This is a genomic window from Pseudarthrobacter humi (genome assembly GCF_024294965.1).
Lineage (GTDB): Bacteria > Actinomycetota > Actinomycetes > Actinomycetales > Micrococcaceae > Arthrobacter > Arthrobacter humi.
In genome coordinates, this window is sequence record NZ_JANCLV010000003.1 from 216,613 (window position 1) to 235,540 (window position 18,928).

General features: G+C 66.9%; 19 protein-coding genes and 1 pseudogene. 16 read left to right on the forward strand and 4 right to left on the reverse strand.

The window, feature by feature from the left end:
* Nucleotides 1–15 precede the first annotated feature (15 nt).
* Genes hpaE through NFC73_RS06280 form a run of 4 tightly spaced genes read left to right on the forward strand, consistent with a single transcriptional unit; the run spans nucleotide 16 to nucleotide 4,274 of the window.
* Nucleotides 16–1,530 carry a 5-carboxymethyl-2-hydroxymuconate semialdehyde dehydrogenase gene (gene hpaE, locus NFC73_RS06265; protein WP_254748566.1) on the forward strand — a complete coding sequence of 505 codons (1,515 nt, stop codon included), beginning with the start codon at nucleotides 16–18 and terminating at the stop codon, nucleotides 1,528–1,530.
* Nucleotides 1,531–1,579: 49 nt separating this feature from the next.
* On the forward strand, nucleotides 1,580–2,677 hold the full coding sequence (hpaD, locus tag NFC73_RS06270; RefSeq protein WP_254748568.1) for a 3,4-dihydroxyphenylacetate 2,3-dioxygenase: 1,098 nt from the start codon (nucleotides 1,580–1,582) through the stop codon (nucleotides 2,675–2,677).
* Between the two features lie 2 nt (nucleotides 2,678–2,679).
* Nucleotides 2,680–3,465, forward strand: coding sequence for a 2-oxo-hept-4-ene-1,7-dioate hydratase (gene hpaH / locus NFC73_RS06275; RefSeq protein ID WP_254748570.1), 786 nt, complete (start codon nucleotides 2,680–2,682; stop codon nucleotides 3,463–3,465).
* Nucleotides 3,450–4,274 (forward strand): HpcH/HpaI aldolase family protein, encoded by an 825-nt coding sequence (locus NFC73_RS06280; RefSeq protein WP_372494586.1) that lies wholly within the window; start codon nucleotides 3,450–3,452, stop codon nucleotides 4,272–4,274. The genes hpaH and NFC73_RS06280 overlap by 16 nt, the downstream gene beginning before the upstream one ends.
* On the opposite strand, the gene NFC73_RS06285 is transcribed toward NFC73_RS06280, so the two are convergent.
* Nucleotides 4,249–4,878 carry a dihydrofolate reductase family protein gene (locus NFC73_RS06285; protein ID WP_254748572.1) on the reverse strand — a complete coding sequence of 210 codons (630 nt, stop codon included), beginning with the start codon at nucleotides 4,876–4,878 and terminating at the stop codon, nucleotides 4,249–4,251. The genes NFC73_RS06280 and NFC73_RS06285 overlap by 26 nt on opposite strands.
* A gap of 162 nt (nucleotides 4,879–5,040) precedes the next feature.
* Entirely contained in the window at nucleotides 5,041–5,211 is a 171-nt protein-coding gene (locus tag NFC73_RS06290) for a hypothetical protein (protein WP_254748574.1), read from the reverse strand.
* Between the two features lie 150 nt (nucleotides 5,212–5,361).
* Between NFC73_RS06290 and NFC73_RS06295 the strand changes: the two genes are divergently transcribed.
* The 4 genes and pseudogenes from NFC73_RS06295 to NFC73_RS06310 form a co-directional block, all read left to right on the forward strand.
* Nucleotides 5,362–5,763, forward strand: coding sequence for a RidA family protein (locus NFC73_RS06295; RefSeq protein WP_254748576.1), 402 nt, complete (start codon nucleotides 5,362–5,364; stop codon nucleotides 5,761–5,763).
* 142 nt (nucleotides 5,764–5,905) lie between these two features.
* Nucleotides 5,906–7,150: a non-homologous end-joining DNA ligase gene (ligD, locus tag NFC73_RS06300; protein ID WP_254748578.1), complete on the forward strand. Its 1,245-nt coding sequence runs from the start codon at nucleotides 5,906–5,908 to the stop codon at nucleotides 7,148–7,150.
* 118 nt (nucleotides 7,151–7,268) lie between these two features.
* A complete protein-coding gene (locus NFC73_RS06305; protein WP_058932601.1) occupies nucleotides 7,269–7,487 on the forward strand; it encodes a three-helix bundle dimerization domain-containing protein in 219 nt (72 codons plus the stop codon).
* A gap of 85 nt (nucleotides 7,488–7,572) precedes the next feature.
* Nucleotides 7,573–8,244, forward strand: a pseudogene (locus NFC73_RS06310) (hypothetical protein); the annotation flags it as partial.
* A gap of 45 nt (nucleotides 8,245–8,289) precedes the next feature.
* Here the strand turns inward: NFC73_RS06310 and NFC73_RS06315 are convergent.
* Together NFC73_RS06315 and NFC73_RS06320 are read right to left on the reverse strand one after the other, a co-directional pair.
* Complete coding sequence (locus tag NFC73_RS06315) at nucleotides 8,290–9,270, reverse strand: aldo/keto reductase (RefSeq protein ID WP_254748580.1); 981 nt, start codon at nucleotides 9,268–9,270, stop codon at nucleotides 8,290–8,292.
* Between the two features lie 120 nt (nucleotides 9,271–9,390).
* Nucleotides 9,391–10,464, reverse strand: a complete 1,074-nt coding sequence (locus tag NFC73_RS06320; protein ID WP_443703140.1) for a DNA polymerase IV — start codon at nucleotides 10,462–10,464, stop codon at nucleotides 9,391–9,393.
* Nucleotides 10,465–10,765: 301 nt separating this feature from the next.
* Between NFC73_RS06320 and bioB the strand changes: the two genes are divergently transcribed.
* The 8 genes from bioB (at nucleotide 10,766) to NFC73_RS06355 (ending at nucleotide 18,922) form a co-directional block, all read left to right on the forward strand.
* Nucleotides 10,766–11,791: a biotin synthase BioB gene (gene bioB / locus NFC73_RS06325; RefSeq protein WP_254748582.1), complete on the forward strand. Its 1,026-nt coding sequence runs from the start codon at nucleotides 10,766–10,768 to the stop codon at nucleotides 11,789–11,791.
* Nucleotides 11,788–12,039 carry a biotin synthase auxiliary protein BsaP gene (gene bsaP / locus NFC73_RS21080; RefSeq protein WP_443703141.1) on the forward strand — a complete coding sequence of 84 codons (252 nt, stop codon included), beginning with the start codon at nucleotides 11,788–11,790 and terminating at the stop codon, nucleotides 12,037–12,039. The genes bioB and bsaP overlap by 4 nt, the downstream gene beginning before the upstream one ends.
* Nucleotides 12,036–13,409: an adenosylmethionine--8-amino-7-oxononanoate transaminase gene (locus tag NFC73_RS06330; RefSeq protein ID WP_254748584.1), complete on the forward strand. Its 1,374-nt coding sequence runs from the start codon at nucleotides 12,036–12,038 to the stop codon at nucleotides 13,407–13,409. Before bsaP ends, NFC73_RS06330 begins: the two co-directional genes overlap by 4 nt.
* Nucleotides 13,410–13,417: 8 nt before the next feature.
* A complete protein-coding gene (locus NFC73_RS06335; protein WP_372494593.1) occupies nucleotides 13,418–14,605 on the forward strand; it encodes an 8-amino-7-oxononanoate synthase in 1,188 nt (395 codons plus the stop codon).
* Entirely contained in the window at nucleotides 14,602–15,279 is a 678-nt protein-coding gene (gene bioD, locus NFC73_RS06340; protein ID WP_254748588.1) for a dethiobiotin synthase, read from the forward strand. Before NFC73_RS06335 ends, bioD begins: the two co-directional genes overlap by 4 nt.
* Nucleotides 15,276–16,517 (forward strand): cytochrome P450, encoded by a 1,242-nt coding sequence (locus tag NFC73_RS06345; RefSeq protein WP_254748590.1) that lies wholly within the window; start codon nucleotides 15,276–15,278, stop codon nucleotides 16,515–16,517. Before bioD ends, NFC73_RS06345 begins: the two co-directional genes overlap by 4 nt.
* Before the next feature lie 270 nt (nucleotides 16,518–16,787).
* Nucleotides 16,788–17,687, forward strand: coding sequence for a LysR family transcriptional regulator (locus NFC73_RS06350; RefSeq protein WP_254748592.1), 900 nt, complete (start codon nucleotides 16,788–16,790; stop codon nucleotides 17,685–17,687).
* Between the two features lie 137 nt (nucleotides 17,688–17,824).
* A complete protein-coding gene (locus NFC73_RS06355; RefSeq protein ID WP_254748594.1) occupies nucleotides 17,825–18,922 on the forward strand; it encodes a tartrate dehydrogenase in 1,098 nt (365 codons plus the stop codon).
* Nucleotides 18,923–18,928 lie beyond the last annotated feature (6 nt).

Genomic DNA, 18,928 nt, shown 5'->3' on the forward strand with positions numbered 1-18,928 from the left:
CAAAGGAAGACAACAATGACGTTCACCGCCTCAGAAGCCAGCACGCACTACGTGCCGCAGGACCTCCCCACCCACATCCAGCACTACATCAACGGCCAGTTCGTTGACTCCGTGAACGGAGCGGCCTTCGACGTCCTGGACCCGGTGTCGAACCGGAACTACGCCACCGCCGCCGCCGGCCAGAAGGAGGACATCGACCTCGCCGTGGCCGCCGCCCGCGCAGCGTTCACCGACGGCCCGTGGCCAAGGATGAAGCCACGGGAACGCGCCCGGGTCCTGAACAGGATAGCCGACGCCGTCGAGGCCCAGGAGGCCCGGCTCGCCGAACTGGAAACCTTCGACACCGGCCTGCCCATCACCCAGGCCAAGGGCCAGGCGCTGCGCGCAGCCGAGAACTTCCGGTTCTTCGCGGACCTGATCGTGGCCCAGTTCGACGACGCCATGAAAGTCCCCGGCGCGCAGATCAACTACGTCAACCGCAAGCCGATCGGCGTGGCCGGGCTCATCACCCCGTGGAACACCCCCTTCATGCTCGAGTCCTGGAAGCTCGCCCCCGCGCTGGCCACGGGCAACACCGTGGTCCTCAAACCTGCCGAGTTCACGCCGCTGTCCGCCTCGCTCTGGGCGCAGATCTTCAAGGACGCGGGCCTGCCGGACGGGGTGTTCAACCTGGTCAACGGCCTCGGCGAGGAAGCCGGCGATGCACTGGTCAAGCACCCGGACGTCCCGCTGATCTCCTTCACCGGTGAGACCACCACCGGGCAGACGATCTTCCGCAACGCCGCAGCCAACCTCAAGGGCTTGTCGATGGAACTCGGCGGCAAATCCCCGTGTGTGGTGTTTGCCGACGCCGACCTGGACGCCGCGATCGATTCCGCCCTGTTCGGGGTCTTCTCCCTCAACGGCGAACGCTGCACCGCCGGATCCCGGATCCTCGTCGAACGCGCCATCTACGACGAGTTCTGCGAAAAGTACGCCGCCCGGGCCAAAAACATCGTGGTCGGGGACCCCCACGACCCGAAGACCGAAGTCGGGGCCCTGGTCCATCCTGAGCACTACGCCAAGGTGGCCTCCTACGTGGAGATCGGCAAAACCGAAGGCCGGCTCCTGGCCGGCGGCGGACGCCCCGGCCACCTCCCTGAAGGCAACTACATCGCACCTACTGTGTTCGCCGACGTCGCGCCCGACGCGCGGATCTTCCAGGAGGAAATCTTCGGTCCCGTCGTCGCCATCACCCCGTTCGAGAACGACGACGAGGCGCTGGCTCTGGCGAACAACACCCGCTACGGCCTGGCGGCCTACATCTGGACCCAGAACCTGACCCGCGCGCACAACTTCTCCCAGAACGTCGAGGCCGGCATGGTCTGGCTGAACAGCCACAACGTCCGCGACCTCCGCACGCCGTTCGGCGGCGTCAAAGCCTCGGGCCTGGGCCACGAAGGCGGCTACCGCTCCATCGACTTCTACACCGACCAGCAGGCCGTGCACATCAGCCTCGGCACCGTCCACACCCCCAAATTCGGCGCCTGAGCCACCCACCGGCGCCCACCAGACCCGCTTCCACAGAAGAGAGACTCCCATGACTGACTTCGTTCCCACCCCCACCGTCCCGGCTCCGGACATCGTCCGCTGCGCCTACATGGAAATCGTGGTCACCGACCTCGCCAATTCCCGCGCGTTCTACGTCGACGTCCTGGGCCTGCACGTCACGGAGGAAGACGAGAACACCATCTACCTGCGCTCCCTCGAGGAGTTCATCCACCACAACCTGGTGCTCCGCAAGGGACCCATCGCCGCCGTCGCCGCGTTCGCCTACCGGGTGAAGTCCCCCGCCGAAGTGGACGCCGCCGAGGCCTACTACAAGGAACTGGGCTGCCGGGTTGAACGCCGCAAGGAAGGCTTCACCAAAGGCGTCGGCGACTCCGTCCGCGTCGAGGACCCGCTGGGCTTCCCCTACGAATTCTTCTACGACGTGGAACACGTGGAGCGCCTCACCCAGCGCTACGACCTCTATTCCGCCGGCGAACTGGTCCGCCTGGACCACTTCAACCAGGTCACCCCGGACGTGCCCCGCGGCCGCAAGTACCTGGAGGACCTCGGCTTCCGCGTCTCCGAGGACATCCAGGACTCCGACGGTGTCACGTACGCGGTCTGGATGCACCGCAAGCAGACCGTGCATGACACCGCCCTGACCGGCGGCAACGGCCCGCGCATGCACCACATCGCGTTCGCCACGCACGAGAAGCACAACATCATCCAGATCTGCGACAAGATGGGCGCCCTGCGCATCAGCGACCGGATCGAGCGCGGCCCCGGCCGGCACGGCGTCTCCAACGCGTTCTACCTCTACATCCTGGACCCTGACGGGCACCGCATCGAGATCTACACCCAGGACTACTACACCGGAGACCCGGACAACCCCGTCGTCACCTGGGACGTCCACGACAACCAGCGCCGCGACTGGTGGGGCAACCCCGTGGTCCCGTCCTGGTACACCGAGGCCTCCCTGGTCCTGGACCTCGACGGCAACCCGCAGCCCGTCGTCGTGCGCGAGGAAAAGAGCGAAATGGCGGTCACCGTGGGTGCCGACGGCTTCTCCTACACCCGCAAAACAGAAGGAGAAGGCGCCGGCGCCGTTGAACAGAAAACGGGATTCAAGCTCGGGGCGCAGCTGTAGCCATGCTGGACGCGAAGACGATTGAGGCCATCGCCGACGAACTCCTGGCGGCCGCCCGAACCCGCACCCCGGTCCCCCGCCTCACGGCCCGCTACCCGGAGATGACGGTGGAGGACTCCTATGCCGTGCAGCAGCTGTGGCGGCGGCGCAACGAGGACGCCGGCCGCAAACTGGTGGGCCGCAAGATCGGCCTCACCTCCAAGGCCATGCAGGCCGCCACCGGCATCACTGAGCCGGACTACGGCGCCATCTTCGATGACATGGTCCTCGAAACCGGCTGCTCGGTGGAATGGGACCGGTACACCCATCCCCGGGTGGAAGTGGAGCTGGCGTTCGTGCTGAAGAAGGACCTGGCCGGACCCGGCTGCACCATCTTCGACGTCCTGAACGCCACGGACTACGTGGTGCCCGCCCTGGAGATCCTGGACTCCCGGATCGAAATGGAGGGCCGGACCATCGTGGACACCATCGCCGACAACGCCGCGATGGGCGCCATGGTGATCGGCGGCAACCCGGTCAAGCCCGACGCCGTGGACCTCCGCTGGGTCGCGGCCATCCTCTACAAAAACCAGACCGTGGAGGAAACCGGGATTGCAGCCGGCGTCCTGGACCACCCGGCCAACGGCGTGCACTGGCTCGCCAACAAAATCGCCGCCCACGGCGACGGGATGAAAGCCGGGGACATCATCCTCGCCGGTTCCTTCACCCGCCCGCTCTGGGTGTACAAGGGCGACACCGTCCACGCCGACTACGGACCATTGGGGGCCATCACATGCCGCTTCGAGTAAAACCCGGAAATCCTGACGACGCAAACACGTTCCGCGACGCCCTCCGCAGTCAAAACGGTAAAGCAGGCCGCCCCCTGACGGGGATGTGGGTCTGCTCCGGCAGCCCGCTCGTGGCCGAGCTCTGCGCCGGATCCGGCCTGGACTGGCTCCTCATCGACGCCGAACACAGCCCCAACGGCCTCGAATCCATCCTGGCCCAGCTCCAGGCCGTCAACGGCTACCCGGTCCAGGCCCTGGTCCGGCCCCCGGTCAACGACACCGTGCTCATTAAGCAGTACCTGGACCTCGGCGTGCAAAACCTGCTGATCCCCATGGTCAACTCGGCGGCCGAAGCGGAAGCCGCGGTTGCGGCCACCCGGTATCCACCCCAGGGCGTCCGCGGGGTGGGATCCGCCCTGGCCCGCGCCTCACGCTGGAACCGTGTCCCGGACTACCTCGCCCGCGCGTCAGAGACCGTCAGCGTCACGGTGCAGATCGAATCGACGGCGGCCGTCGAAGCCGTCGAGGAGATCCTGGCCGTAGACGGCGTGGACGCCATCTTCCTGGGACCTTCGGACCTCGCGGCTTCGATGGGCGTGCTGGGACAGCAGGAACACCCCAAGGTGCGCGCCGCCGTCGAACACTGCCTCACCGCCGCAAAAGCGGCCGGCAAACCCGCAGGGGTCAACGCGTTCAACCCGGACACCGCCCGCAGCTACCTGGCCGCCGGCGCCGCCTTTGTCCTCGTAGGCGCCGACGTCGCCCTCCTGGCCCGCGGCTCCGAGGCGCTGGCCAACGCGTTCGCTACCCGCGACCCGGCGGACCGCTGAGGACGGTGGGGATGTACTCGAGCAGCTGAAGCCGGCCGTCGAAGGTCCTGCTGTTCACCATCTCGAGCGAGATGTCCGGATAGCCGTCGTAGATCCGTTCCCTGCCGGTGCTGCCCGTGATCACCGGGAAGATGACCAACCGGAACCTGTCCACGAGGCCGGCGGTCAGCAGCGACCGGCAGAGACTGATGCTGCCCAGGGTGCTCAGGGTTCCGGTCCTGGTCCGTTTCAGCTCCGCCACGGCCTGGACCGCGTCCCCGGTGACCAGCTCCGTGTTCGGCCATGTCAGGGGCTCCTGCAGGGTGGAGGAGAAGACGACCTTGGGCACGGCGGCAAGGCCGGTCAGGCTGGCCCCCTCCTCCTCGGAGAAGCTGGAGGCGTCGGCCGCGGCTTCCTCCGACATGCTGGACATCAGCCGGTAGGTGTTCGCCCCAAGGAGGAACGTGTAGTCCTTCTCGCCCTCCTGCCCGAGCCAAGCCAGGTATTCCGGCCCCTCCAGACCCCACCAGCCTGGCCACCCCTCCGCCGAGGCATACCCGTCCAGCGAGATGATCAGGTCGACCATCAGGTCTGCTGATGACGCCTCTGCAGATGTCTCGCCCATGGCAGTCTCCTCGCTTGATCGACGTCGGCACCGCGTTGTAGAGGTGTGGCATCAGTCCAGGTGTGGCGTCGGCGCCCGTGCCGGCAATGCTAGCCCTGCCGCGCTCAGACGTTCAAGGGGCTTGGCATCGACGATGACCGGAGCTTCGACACATTGAAGAAGCTATGGCCTCACGTAGCTGCCGAAGAGCGTGCGTGCAGTGACCACGTCCATTCCTTCGTAGTCCGTAATGATGGGCTGCGCTCCGGCGGCCCGCAGCCGGTTTACGGGGCAGTACCCGCTGAGAACCCCGACGGCGATGCACCGTGTCGTCGAAGTAAAGCGAATGTCCATCCTGCCGCAGGCCCTCCAGCGCCGTGGCCTTGTACGTGGCGCCGGTGAGGACCACGTCGAAGGCTTGAAGGCGGTCCGCAGCCGTCCCGATGAAGCTTTCGGTATGTTTCGAGAGTCGCCTCGGCCTGCGGTCGGTGAGAATATACAGGCATGGCATCCATACAGCGCATCCGCCCCCAGGGGCTCATCTCGAGCCCGGCCTTCAGCCACGTCGCCATCGTGCCGCCGGGTGCGACCACCATCTACGTCGGCGGTCAGAACGCCGTCGACGCCGACGGCGCGCTCGTCGGAGAGGGCGACGTGGCCGTCCAGTCTGCCCGCGCCCTCGAGAACGCACGGATCGCGCTCGCCGCAGCCGGCGCTGCCCTCAGCGACGTTGTGCAGTGGACAGTGCTCTTCGTCGATGGAGTGGACCTCGCGGCGGCGTACGGGGCCATCGCTTCGGAACTCGCGTCCGACGAACCGCCCCTGGTGACCGGAGCGCGAGTCGCGGCGCTGGGCGTGCCCGGGGCACTGGTCGAGATCAGCGCGGTCGCCGCCGTTATGCGGTGAAGGAGACCCCGGCGAGCATCTGGCCAAGCCCTCGGCTGGACGGTCACCGCCAATGTAATCGACGACGCCGACTGCGAAATGTCGGCGGCTATTCCCTCCAGCAGGTCTGGCTGGGACATCCGATCGTTGCTAGCGTGGCGCCATGAGCCCGTCGAAGACCCCGGCCGAAATCCTCGACATTGCCGGCGCCGAGGTACGCATCTCAAGTCCGGACAAAGTGGTTTTCCCCGAGCCCGGGCTGACGAAGCTCAATCTGGTCCGCTACTACCTCGCCGTCGCGGATGGCGCGCTGCGCGGCGCCGGCGGCCGGCCGATGGTGCTCAAGCGCTTCCCGAAGGGCATCGACGCTGAACCGTTCTTCCAAAAGCGCGTGCCCGAAAGCCACCCCGACTTCATCGACACAGCCACGCTGCACTACGCGTCCGGGACATCAGCCGAAGAGGCCGTCATACGGGACGCCGCGGGCTTGGCGTGGGTGGTGAATCTTGGCTGCCTGGACCTCAACCCGCATCCCGTGCGCGCCGAGGACCTTGAGCACCCGGACGAGCTCCGGGTGGACCTCGATCCGATGCCGGGCGTTGGCTGGTCCCAGATCGTTGATGTCGCGTATGTCGCGCGGGAAGTGCTCGACGACGTGGGGCTGGTGGGGTGGCCGAAGACGAGCGGATCGCGCGGACTGCATATCCTGGTGCGCATCGCGCCGCAGTGGTCGTTCCGCGAGGTGCGGCTCGCTGCCGAGACCCTCGCCCGCGAGGTCGAAAACCGCGCTCCCGGCCTCGCCACCGCGCGCTGGTGGAAGGAGGAGCGCGGCGAGAGTGTGTTCGTCGACTTCAACCAGAACGCGAAGGACCGGACCGTGGCATCGGCGTACTCGATCCGGCCGTTGCCCGATGCCCGGGTTTCGACGCCGCTCACCTGGGATGAGGTCCGCTCCATCCGGCCGGAACAGTTCACCGTGCTCACGGTGCCCGGGCGCTTCGCCGACGGGGGAGATCCCCACGCCGGCATCGACGACGCCGTCGGCACGCTCGATGGGCTGCTGGCCCTGGCGGCCGAACTCGGCCCCGCCGAGAAGGCGCCCCGCAGCGGTGATGGCACCGGCCGACGGCAGTCGCTGATGCCGCTCATCGAGGTGGCCCGCACCAGGACCAAACCCGAGGCGCTCGCTGCGCTCGACGAGTGGAAAACCCGGCATGCCGCCGTCGTCCCGGCCCTGCACCCCGCCGATGTGCTCGTCGACGGAATGCGGGGATCAAGCTCCCTCTGGTACCGGGTGCGGGTGAACCTGCAGCACGTCCCCGAACCGGAGCGTCCACCCCAGGAGGAGCTCATCGCCGACTACGACCCGTGGGCCGGCAAGGAGTGGCCCGGGCGCCCGGGATCCTGACACCGTAACGGAAACCGGACGTCCGCGCGCCGAGCGGGTCTTCAGCGTTCCCCAGCTCTGCAAAATATCTCTGCAAAATGTGATAGACGCCACAAGTCTTCGGCATCAAACTGGTTGGATGGAAGATACGGAGAAGCACGACACCATCGCCAAAGTCACCGACCTGCTCGCCGCACGCTATCCCGACGCACCCCGGCCGGTGGTCGTCCGGGTCGTCACAGAGGAATACGAAACGCTGGATGCGGGCCGGATCCGGACGTACATCCCGACCCTTGTCGAACACGGCGCCAGGAACAAACTCCACCGCGAGTTCTCCCGCAGGAACAGGGAAACCTGACATCCCGCTGAACCGGGTCCGCAGCTGCTCAGGGTCGCGCCATCCCCAACGGTGGCGGTAGCTTTGGATTACTTTCCTTCGAGCAGTGCTTTTCCTGCTGTTCGGCATTGCCGCAATCCTCGGCCTTGTTCCCGGGGTTCCCGCCCCGGGAGGTGGTGTTCTCCTTCTTCGGGGCCGAGATCGCCACGATCGCCGCCGGCGAGTCCGAAAATCCCGTTGACGCAGTCAAGAAGGCCGTCAAGTCCACCGTATGGCGCATCCTGGTCTTCTACATCGGATCCAGCGAGGCGACGCCCCGAAGTCCTGGACCAAGATCTCCAAGCGCGGCGTTCCGGCTGCGGCCGTGCTGTCATCCACCGTGGTCGGATTCATCACGGTCGGACTGAACTACGTTGCCCCGGACACGGTATTTCTCTTCCTGGTCAACACCTCCGGCGCCATCGCACTCTTCGTGTGGCTGGTCATCGCCGCCTCCCAGCTCATCCTGCGCCGCCGCATGGGCGCAGCCGCCAAGGACCTCGCCATGAAGATGTGGCTCTTCCCGCACCTGACCTGGGTCGCAATCGCCAGCATCGTCGCCCTACTCATCGGCATGCTGATCCTGGACGCAACCCGCGAATCGCTGCTGCTCTCCATGGCACTCGCCGCCGTCGTCGTCGGCATTGGCGTGTGGCGATACCGGAAGAACCTCAGCCCACACCAGCCCAACGACATCAGCGATCCCGATAACGCGTCCGTTCTCGCCCGCGCCAAGTAGCCATACAGGGCTCCAACCTGGCCGGCTGGTGATAAACCTGCGGCGCTACCAGCGCGGGTGGATCGCCTCGCGGAAGTAGTGGTCGTAGATCCAGCGCACGCCCTCGTCGAATTTGCCGTCGAGGGAAACGCCGGCCGCGGCCGCGTTCGCGACGGATTGCTCCACGTTGCGTGCGCCGGGGATCACGGAAGTAACGCCATCCTGGGCGGCGATCCAGGCGATGGCCGCCTGCGCGGTGCCAACACCATCCGGGACCAACTGCTCGAACTCCGCCACGGCCTTCAGCCCCACGCCATAGTCCACACCGGAGAAAGTCTCGCCGACATCGAACGATCCGCCTGCGCGGTTGTAGTTGCGGTGATCGTTGTCCGCGAAGGAGGTGTCCTTCGTGTACTTTCCACAAAGCAGGCCAGAAGCGAGCGGGACCCGGGCAATGATGCCCACTCCGGCGGCCTTCGCTGCGGGGAGGACTTCGTCCAGGGGCTTCAGCCGGTAGGCATTGAGGATGATCTGGACGGATGCGGTGCCTTCGTGCCGGATGGCTTCGAGCGCTTCGTCCGTTCGTTCCACGCTCACGCCGTAGTTGCGGATGGCACCCTCGGAGACCAGCGTATCCAGGGCGTCGTAGACCTCGGGGTTGCTATACACGGACGTGGGCGGGCAGTGCAGCTGGATGAGATCCAGGCTGTCCGTACCCAGGTTCCTGCGTGACCGGTCGACCCACTGGCGGAAGTTGGCCAGAGTGTAGTTCTCGGGCTGCTGGTCCACGCGACGGCCCATTTTGGTGGCCACGGTGATGTCCAGCCCGGGATTGTCTTTAAGGAACGTGCCGATGGCCCGTTCGCTTTTGCCGTCGCCGTAAACATCTGCGGTATCAAAGAGCGTGACGCCGGCCTCCACGGAGGCCGCCAGAATGCTTTGGGCCTGCGACGGGTCCACGTTGCCCCAATCGGCACCGAGCTGCCAGGTGCCGAGCCCCACGATCGAGACGTTCCGTCCGGTCTTGCCTAATACGCGCTGTTCCATCCCCCGACTATATAGGGGCAGCACTTCAGATTCCGGGGCCGGAGATCGCTGTGCGCATCGCGGCGCCCCCGGCCGCGCCGCCCCTCCTGCCCGGCCAGCACCTTGCAAACGCGGAGACCGTCACCAACCGCCCCGCGTAGGCGTATGTCCCTTTCGGGCATCGTCGGGCATGGCCATTTCGGCCCGCAGGCCGAGGAGCCGGATCGGACGGCCCGCTTCGATTCCTGCTGCGAGGTCCAAAGCCCTCGCGAGGATTTCCGCCCGGTCGAAGGTCTCGGGAATCTTCCTCCCGTGGTTCTTGGTCTCGAACGGCGCGTACCGGACCTTCAGAGTCAGCCCGACCACGGGCCGTCCTTCAGCCACAACATCCTCAAGGACACGCGCTGTCAGCTCCCTCACCGCGTCGTCCACCTGGGTGGGCTCGGTCAGGTCCCGCTGGAAGGTGGTCTCCCGGCTGTGCCCGCGGGCAACCCACGGCGTATCGTCCACAACACTGGCGCCGTCCCCGCGTCCGAGCTCCGCGTACCAAGGACCCATCCTGGGGCCGAACTCCGGAACCAGGTTCTGGGGGTCGGACGCGGCTAGCTCGGCCACTGTATTGATGCCGAGCCTGGCCAGCCGGCCCGACACTTTGGCTCCGACACCCCACAGGTCCTTGGTGGGCCGACTGCCCATAACGTCGAGCCAGTTCCCGGCAGTCAGACGAAAAACGCCAGCTGGCTTCCCGAAACCGGTGGCAACCTTGGCCCGGACCAACGTGTCGCCGATGCCCACGCTGCAATGCAACCGCGTTCGCTCCAGGACAGCGGCCTGCACCCGCCGGGCGTAGGCTTCCGGATTCGCTGTCTCAGTGCCCATAAAGGCTTCATCCCAGCCCAGCACCTGCACGGTGGCGCCGGGCTGCGCGCGCAGCGTGGCCATCACCGTTTCAGACACCGCGAGGTAAGCCTCGTGGTCGACGGGCAGGATCACAGCGTCGGGAACTTTCCGGGCCGCAATGCGTAAGGGCATTCCGGAACCCACCCCGAACGCCCTGGCTTCGTAGGATGCGGTCGATACCACCGCCCGTTCCGTGGGATCGCCTCGGCCGCCGACAATGATCGGCTTGCCCGCAAGCTCCGGCCGCCGGAGCACTTCGACCGCCGCAATGAATTGGTCGAGGTCGACATGCAGCACCCACCGGATTCCGCTCACGCCATCAGTCTGCCCTAAACATCCCTGGCGGGCATCCGCTAACCACTGAGCCTGACCGCAGAACACCATCACAGGGGCGGAGCGATGCTCCCTAGTGGTGTGTCTCAGTTTTGCCCGACGGCTTGGAGCGCGACTCGTCCGCGCGCGAGACATTCCGTCCAGCGTCCCCTCGCTTGGGTATCGGTCCTTCTAATTTCAGCTTCGCCACTTTGTCGAAACCCAACAAAATCTGCCGTGCAACCGGGAAGTAGCGTTTGTCCCGAGGCAATATCCGCAGCTATGCACCCCCAAAGGACTATCGATGAAGATGCAGCCAGAGCTTCAGGCCAACCCCAGCCCCATCCTCGAGACCGCCCGCTACCAGGTCCTGGATCAGGGCATCGGCCTGTCCGAAAGCCAGCTCCTGGAAATCCTCCGGCTGCCGGACAGCGCCCTGCCCGCAGCCCTGCAGCTCGCCCACGAAGTCCGGCTCAAGCACTGCGGTGAGGACGTCGAAGTGGAGGGCATCATTTCCATCAAGACCGGCGGCTGCCCCGAGGACTGTCATTTCTGCAGCCAGTCCGGCCTGTTCGATTCCCCCGTTCGCGGCGTCTGGCTCGACATCCCCGAACTCGTCAAAGCCGCGAAGGAAACCGCCGCCACCGGAGCGACCGAGTTCTGTATCGTCGCGGCCGTCCGCGGCCCGGACATCAAGCTCATGAACCAGATCAAGTTCGCAATCGACCGGATCAACGAAGCCGTGGACATCAACATCGCCTGCTCCCTGGGCATGCTCACCCAGCGCCAGGTGGACCAGCTCGCCAGCTGGGGCGTGCACCGCTACAACCACAACCTCGAAACCGCGCGCAGCTACTTCCCCGAGGTCGTCACCACACACAGCTACGAGGAGCGCCTCGACACCTGCAACATGGTTAAAGACGCCGGCATGGAACTGTGCTGCGGCGCCCTGATCGGCATGGGCGAAAGCCTGGAACAGCGCGCGGAACTCGCAGCCCAGCTCGCGGCCCTCGAACCCCACGAAGTCCCGCTGAACTTCCTCAACCCCCGCCCCGGCACCCCGCTGGAAAACCAGGGCATCATGGACGGCAAGGACGCGCTCCGCGCGATCGCCGCGTTCCGCCTGGCCATGCCCCGCACCGTGCTGCGCTACGCGGGCGGCCGCGAGCTGACCCTCGGCGACCTCGGAACCAAGGCAGGCCTCATGGGCGGCATCAACGCCGTCATCGTCGGCAACTACTTGACCACCCTGGGCCGCCCGGCAGACGCCGACCTGAACCTGCTCGTGGAGCTGAACATGCCCATCAAGGAACTCCAGAAGACACTATGAACGGGGTTGCGACGAGCTCAACCACTGGCGATCCAGCAACCGCAACCACGGTTGAGTTCTGCGGGCACTGCGGTGAACCGTCCGACGGCGGTGCGCCGCCGCCGTCGAACGCCCACCGGCAGTGCCAAGAGCTGCTGCAGCTGGAGCCGCCGCGCTACTGCGCTTCGTGCCGGCGGCGGATGAAGGTCCAGGTCACGCCTCTCGGCTGGACGGCGAAGTGCTCGCGCCATGAGGTGCTGGTCCCATGACGGGCCAGGACCGGCCTGGCCTGATCGGGCGGGACCGGGCCCGGTTGTGGCACCCCTACGCGCCGGCGTCCCCGGACCTTCCATTGTGGGAAGTCGAGGCGGCCGACGGCGTGCGGCTGCGGCTTCGCGGCGAGGACGGCATCCGCCACGAGGTGGTGGATGCGATGTCCTCGTGGTGGTCGGTGATCCACGGCTACCGCAACCCTGTGCTGGACGCCGCCGCGCGCCGGCAGCTGGAAAGTTTCAGCCACGTGATGTTCGGCGGCCTCACGCACGCCCCGGCGGTGGAACTTGCCGAGCGGCTGGTGGACATGGCCCCGTCCGCGCCCGGCCGGCCGGGCTTGGAGCGGGTGTTCCTTGCCGACTCGGGTTCGGTGGCCGTGGAGGTTGCGCTGAAGCTGGCCCTGCAGTTCCAGAGCACGTCCGGGCACCCGCTGAGGCAGCGGTTCCTGAGCATCCGCGGCGGGTACCACGGCGACACCTTCGCGGCGATGGGTGTCTGTGATCCCGTGGACGGGATGCACTCCGCGTTCCCGGGCCTGCTGGCCGGCAACGTGTTTGCGCCCCGTCCCCCGGCGGCCGCCTCCGCGACCCCGGAAACCGTGGGCGCGTGGGCATCCGTCCTCGCGGACATCGCGGCCGCGCATTCCGGGGAGCTGGCCGCGATCATCGTCGAACCGCTCCTGCAGGGGGCCGGCGGCATGCACGCCTACCCGCCCGAGTGCCTGAACGTGCTGCGGAACGTGGCGGACCGCCATGGCCTGCTGCTCATCTTCGATGAGATCGCCACCGGTTTCGGCCGGACCGGGGAGCTGTTCGCGGCCGATCACGCCGGCGTCGTGCCCGACATCATGTGCGTGGGCAAGGCGCTGACCGGCGGGTACCTGACCCTCGCCGCCATGCTCTGCACGGGGGAGATTGCGTCGACTGTGTCCCGCGGCCAGGCCGGGGCGCTGCTGCACGGCCCCACCTTCATGGGCAACCCGCTGGCCTGTGCGGTGGCCAACGCCAGCCTCGGCATCATCGGCGACGGCGGCTGGCGGGCCGACGTCGCCCGGATCGGCGCCGGCCTCGAAACAGGGCTCGCCCCCGCCCTGGCACTCGAGGCCGTCCGGGATGTCCGCACCATCGGCGCCGTCGGAGTCATCGAACTGCACAACGCCGTCGACGTCACCGCTGTCACCGCCGCGGCCATCCGGCAAGGAGTCTGGGTCCGGCCGTTCCGGAACCTCGTCTACACCATGCCCCCATACATCAGCACCGCAGCGGACATTGAACAGATCACGGCTGGCATGACGGCCGCCGTCGCCGAAGTGCACGGGCGCGTCGTACATGAGCGCGTCCCGGCACGGGCGGGAGGTGCGGCATGAGCAGCTCCATGATCCAGTGGCTCGAGCGGCAGGCCGCAGTCCGGGACCGCCGTGGCCTGGTCCGCCGCCCGCTGCCCCGGAGCGCGGACGAACGGTTCGTCGACCTGGCCAGCAACGATTACCTGGGCCTCGCGGCAGACCCTCGGGTTACCGAGGCCGCTGCGGCGGCCGCGTCACTGTGGGGCGCGGGCGCCACATCCTCGCGCCTGGTGGCCGGAACCACGCGGCTGCATCTGGACCTGGAGCAGGAACTGGCCATGCTGGCGGGGATGGAGACGGCGTTGGTGTTCTCCTCCGGCTACCTGGCCAACATCGGTGTGATCACGGCGCTCGGCGGCCCCGGGACCCTGATCGTCGCGGACGAACACTGTCATGCTTCGATGGTCGACGGTTTCCGCCTCAGCCGGTCCCGCGCCGAATCCTTCACCCACAACAGCCTCGAGGACGCCGGCCGCCTGCTTGCCGTCCGGTCGGAGCCGCGGGCACTGATCGCCGTCGAATCCGTCTACAGCGTCCTCGGCGACGAAGCCCCGCTCGCCGGCATGCTGGCCCTGGCCGAAGAACACGACGCCGTGCTGCTCATCGATGAGGCCCACAGCCTCGGAGTCACCGGCACCGGTGACTTCCAGGGCCGCGGCGCGGTGGCCGGAACGTTCCTTGCCGGGCACCCGAATGTGGTCGTGACCGCGACGCTGTCCAAGGCCCTGGGCAGCCAGGGCGGAGCTGTCCTGGGATCCGCCCTGCTGCGTGAACACCTCGTCAACCGGGCCCGGAGCTTCATCTTCGACACCGGTCTGGCGCCGTCATCCGCCGCAGCAGCTCTCGCGGCGGTGCGGATCATCCGGGACGAGCCGTGGCGGGCGGAATCCGTCCGAAGCAACGCTGCAGCTCTGGGTGCCGGGCTTGGCCCTGCCCTCGCAGCCCGCGGCGCCGCCGTCGAGCAGACACCGGACGACCGGCCCGGCATCGAGCAAACGGCGGGGGCCGTCCAGTCCATCGCCATGCCGTCCGCCGAATCAGCCCTGGCAGCTGCCGAGGCGGCGCGGACTGCCGGCGTCCGGATCGGCTGTTTCCGACCGCCGTCTGTTCCGGACGGAATCTCACGGCTGCGGCTCACCGCCCGCGCCACCCTTACCCCCGCGGACATCGACGACGGCTGCGCAGTGCTGCGTGGCATTTTGGAGGAACTTCCATGAACCTGCCCGGCATCATCCTGGTCACCGGCACGGACACCGGCGTCGGAAAAACCATCACGACGGCGGCCCTCGCCGCTGTCCTGCACGGAACGGGGCACAGCGTAGCGGTGTACAAACCGTGCCAGTCAGGCGCCGCCGACGGCGATTCCGACGCCGCCGAAATTGTCCGGCTCGTCGGCGCCGTGACAGCTGAAACCGGGGTCATCCTGCAGCAGCCGCTGGCACCCGTCGCCGCAGCCGCCCTCGACGGAACGCCCCTCCCCAAGGTTGCTGCGCACGCCGAACGGGTCCGCGAGCTCGCCGCGTCCCACGACCATGTGCTGGTGGAGGGCGCAGGCGGACTGCTGGTGGAGCTGGATTACTACGGCGGCACTCTGGCGGAGCTTGGATCGCTCCTGACGGCCGCATTTGTCCTCGTCGCCCGGCCGGGCCTCGGAACCCTGAACCACACCGCCCTGACCCGCGAAGCACTGGCCGCGCGGGACCTGCAGGTCCTCGGCGTCGTGCTCGGAAGCTGGCCACACAACCCTGACGTTGTGCACCACAGCAACCGGCAGGTGCTCGGGTCGCTGGGGGTGCCCTTGCTCGGCGCCCTGCCCGAGCAGGCGGCGGATCTGTCCCCGGCGGAATTCCGTGCCGGAGCCGCGGCCTGGCTGAACGGCCTGCCGGCATGAACCCGGCCTTGACGACCGCCGGACCCGTTGAGCCGCTGGTGCCCGGTCCGGGACAGACTGAGACCCCAGGACAGGCCGGCGGCGCCAGCTGCCCGTACCTCGTAGTGCGAGACCCGGACGCGGTCCGTGACGTGCTGCACCGGCCGGCCGACTTCAGCCCGGCGAATGCGCTCGTCGCCGTAAGACCCCTTGAAGGACCGGCTCTGCGGGTGCTGCAACGTGTGCGCTTTGCGCTGCCTCCCGTCCTGGCCAGCAACCACACGGACACACACGCCGGGATCCGCAAGGTCGTGGCAGGCTTCTTCACCCCCGCCACAGTTGCGGCCATGGAGCCACGGATCCGGGAACTGGCCCAGGACGCGGCCCGTAACGCAGCTGACCAGCTCGATGCTTCCGGACAGGTGGACCTCGTTCAGGCGGTCGCGGCGTTTCCCCCAGCAGTCGTCATGCTCGAGCTCCTCGGGCTGCCCGTCCGGGACCTTGCTGACCTCAAGCGGTGGGGCCTGGACTCCATGGAGCTGTTCTGGGGCTGGCCCGACGGGAACCGGCAACTCGAACTGGCCCACAGCGCCGCAGATTTCTACGTCTGGCTCCGCAAGCTCGTCGCGGAATCCAGGGCGGCCCCCGGACGGAACCTGTTCAAATCCTTGGCAGAACACGGCCTGTCGACGACTGAAATCTGCTCGCTGGGCTACTTCCTGCTGATCGCCGGACAGGAAACAACCACCCAACTGATCAGCACCACGCTGTTCCGGCTCCTGCAAGGGTCCGCGCCCGTGGGCTGGAAGGACGCGGCCACCGACGCCGGTTCCAGGGCCATGGTCCGGCACGTACTCACCACCGAATCATCCGTCCCCACGTGGCGGCGGGTGGCCGCCCATGACACCGACCTCGGTGGCGGCCTGATATCTGTCGGCACCGAAATCCTCCTCGAACTGAGCGGCAACCACATCACGTCACCGGCCGCACTCGCGAGCCAGCCCATGCCTTCGGAGGCGGCCCGACGGGGTCAATCAACCGGCTACGGCCTTGTTTTTGGCTCCGGCATCCACCGCTGCCTCGGTGCCAAGCTCGCCGAACTCGAGGCCGCCATAGTTGTCCAGGAGACCGCCACTGCGATGCCGGACGTACACGTGCAGGACCACCGGCCCGATTGGATCCAGCTCCTGTCCTTCCAAGCACCCCGGACCGTCACGGTGGCGAACAGTCCACGTAACCTTGCGCGTCATTGGAGGTGACCTCCGTCTGCTTTCAGGGTGGGGACCAGCCGACGACCGTGACGTCGGTGCTGGTGCGGACAACTCAGGTGGTCGGGAGACGCGCTCTTGGCTGGTGCCTCATCTGCCCATTCCATTAGAGCGGCTGTTAGGAGCGGTCGTCCAAGATCCAGATACGATGCATCTGATAGGCGTAGGCTATCTATTCGTTCGCGGGAGGCTTCTTGCCGGACGGCCTTGTTCCCGCAGTCGGCTGGGACCCGCCGGGGCGAACTATCTACAGGAGGTGGCGTGGACACACGACAGTTGAAGTATTTTCTGGCCGTGGTGGACCACGATGGGTTCAACCGTGCTGCGGAACATCTGCTGATCGCCCAGCCCTCGCTTTCCCAGACCATCGCGGGCTTGGAGAAGGACCTTGGAGTGCCGCTCTTCCACCGCATCGGTCGGCGGGCGGTACTCAGTGAAGCCGGGAAGGAACTCGTCGGGCCGGCCCGGCTGGTGCTGCGGGACCTTGACGCCGCGCAGTCGGCAGTGCAGGCACTCAGGGGTGTGCACAGCGGCCGGCTGGACATCATCACCATGCCGTCCCCCGGAATCGAACCTTTGACGTCCATGATCGCCGGCTTCTCCCGGCTGCATCCCTCGGTCCGGCTCAATGTCGGGGCCGCGTTCACACCGGAGGAAGTCATCGAATCCGTCCGGAACGGCAGCAGCGAGATCGGCCTGGCGGGTTCCGCCACGCAGATCAGGGTTCCCGGCGTCCAGGTGCTGGAGCTGGAGCGGCAGCCGCTGATACTCATCGTCAACCCGCAGGCCGACACGTTCAATTCCGGGACGGCCATCCAGCGGGAAGATCTGGGCGGACACCGGCTGATAGCCAGCCAGCGAGGCTCACTGATGCGCTGGCTGGTCGATGATGCACTGGCGCAAGGGGTTCCCACCGAAATCGTGGTGGAGGTCGCGCACCGGACCTCGATTCTGCCGCTGGTGCTCGCAGGGGTCGGACACGCTGTGATGCCCTCCTCCTGGGCGCCGCTGGCGCACAAATCCGGGCTGCGGACCCTGCTGATCGAGCCGGTCTCGCATCTGGATGTGGCGATCCTGAGCCGGAAGGTAGACCTCACGCCGGCGGCCCTGGCCTTCCTGAAAGTAGCCGAGCTGCACGTGGCGCAAACAACCGACCGCTGAGTGGCCTGCTTCGATTGGTAGGTAAAACCTATTTAGCGGATCGGATCTTGGTCTTGGGCGCCCTGTAGGGGCAGGCCTTCTACTTGAAGAGGAAGGGCAGTGTGACGCTGCTAACAACTCAACGAGGAGGTAGGCACATGAGCGCCACCCAGAAATTCAGCATCGCATCCATTCCCGCAGACGGCGTGGGCAAGGAAGTTGTCTCCGCCGGCCGCCGCGTCCTGGACGCGCTGGCAGAGAACTCGAACGGCAAGTTTGCGTTTGAGTGGACCGAGTTCCCCTGGGGTTGCGGCTACTACGCAAAAACCGGCCAGATGATGGACTCCAAGGGCCTTGAAACCCTGAAGGACTTCGACGCCATCTACTTCGGCGCCGTCGGCTGGGAAAACGTCCCGGACCACATCAGCCTCTGGGGCCTGCGCCTGAACATCACGCAGAACTTTGACCAGTGGGCCAACATCCGCCCCGTGAAGTTCCTCCCCGGCATCCAGTCCCCGCTCCGCAAGGCCGACAACACCGAACTCGACTGGGTCGTTGTCCGGGAAAACAGCGAAGGCGAATACGCCGGCCTCGGCGGACGCAACCTGAGCGGCCGCGGCCCGGGCAACGAAGTGGCCCTGCAGACCGCCCTGTTCACCGAAAAGGGCTGTGAGCGCATCATGCGCTTCGCCTTCGACCTGGCCCGGACCCGCACGGTGAAAAAGGTCTCCTCGGTTACGAAGTCCAACGCGCAGCAGTACGGCATGGTCCTGTGGGACGAGGTCTTCAACCGTGTGGCCCTGGACTACCCGGACGTGCAGACCGAAAGCGTCCTGGTGGACGCGATGAGCGCGAAGTTCATCCTCAAGCCGGAGGACCTGTCCGTCGTCGTGGCCTCCAACCTTAACGCCGATATTCTCTCTGACCTTGGCTCGGCACTGGCCGGAAGCCTCGGCCTGGCCGCCAGTGCGAACCTGAACCCGGAACGCCGCTTCCCGTCCATGTTCGAACCGGTCCACGGCTCGGCCCCGGACATCGCAGGCAAGGGCATCAGCAACCCAATCGGCGCCATCGCCAGCGCCGCCCTGATGCTGGACCACTTCGGCCTGCACGACGAAGCCCGTCAGGTGGAGGCCGCCATCGAGCAGACCACCGCCGCAGGGCACCTGACCCGCGATGTCGGTGGTAACGCTAACACCGATGACGTCACCGATGCCATCATCAAGGCCCTCACTCACACCCTGAGCGCCGTTTAGCCAGAA

Coding starts and splice junctions, on each gene's coding strand:
- NFC73_RS06315 (WP_254748580.1), bottom strand. CDS start 9,270: ATGGAACAGCGCGTATTAGGCAAGACCGGACGGAACGTCTCGATCGTG.
- NFC73_RS06330 (WP_254748584.1), top strand. CDS start 12,036: ATGACGGGCCAGGACCGGCCTGGCCTGATCGGGCGGGACCGGGCCCGG.
- hpaE (WP_254748566.1), top strand. CDS start 16: ATGACGTTCACCGCCTCAGAAGCCAGCACGCACTACGTGCCGCAGGAC.
- NFC73_RS06290 (WP_254748574.1), bottom strand. CDS start 5,211: ATGGACATTCGCTTTACTTCGACGACACGGTGCATCGCCGTCGGGGTT.
- NFC73_RS06295 (WP_254748576.1), top strand. CDS start 5,362: ATGGCATCCATACAGCGCATCCGCCCCCAGGGGCTCATCTCGAGCCCG.
- NFC73_RS06335 (WP_372494593.1), top strand. CDS start 13,418: ATGATCCAGTGGCTCGAGCGGCAGGCCGCAGTCCGGGACCGCCGTGGC.
- hpaH (WP_254748570.1), top strand. CDS start 2,680: ATGCTGGACGCGAAGACGATTGAGGCCATCGCCGACGAACTCCTGGCG.
- NFC73_RS06345 (WP_254748590.1), top strand. CDS start 15,276: ATGAACCCGGCCTTGACGACCGCCGGACCCGTTGAGCCGCTGGTGCCC.
- bsaP (WP_443703141.1), top strand. CDS start 11,788: ATGAACGGGGTTGCGACGAGCTCAACCACTGGCGATCCAGCAACCGCA.
- bioD (WP_254748588.1), top strand. CDS start 14,602: ATGAACCTGCCCGGCATCATCCTGGTCACCGGCACGGACACCGGCGTC.
- hpaD (WP_254748568.1), top strand. CDS start 1,580: ATGACTGACTTCGTTCCCACCCCCACCGTCCCGGCTCCGGACATCGTC.
- ligD (WP_254748578.1), top strand. CDS start 5,906: ATGAGCCCGTCGAAGACCCCGGCCGAAATCCTCGACATTGCCGGCGCC.
- bioB (WP_254748582.1), top strand. CDS start 10,766: ATGAAGATGCAGCCAGAGCTTCAGGCCAACCCCAGCCCCATCCTCGAG.
- NFC73_RS06305 (WP_058932601.1), top strand. CDS start 7,269: ATGGAAGATACGGAGAAGCACGACACCATCGCCAAAGTCACCGACCTG.
- NFC73_RS06285 (WP_254748572.1), bottom strand. CDS start 4,878: ATGGGCGAGACATCTGCAGAGGCGTCATCAGCAGACCTGATGGTCGAC.
- NFC73_RS06355 (WP_254748594.1), top strand. CDS start 17,825: ATGAGCGCCACCCAGAAATTCAGCATCGCATCCATTCCCGCAGACGGC.
- NFC73_RS06280 (WP_372494586.1), top strand. CDS start 3,450: ATGCCGCTTCGAGTAAAACCCGGAAATCCTGACGACGCAAACACGTTC.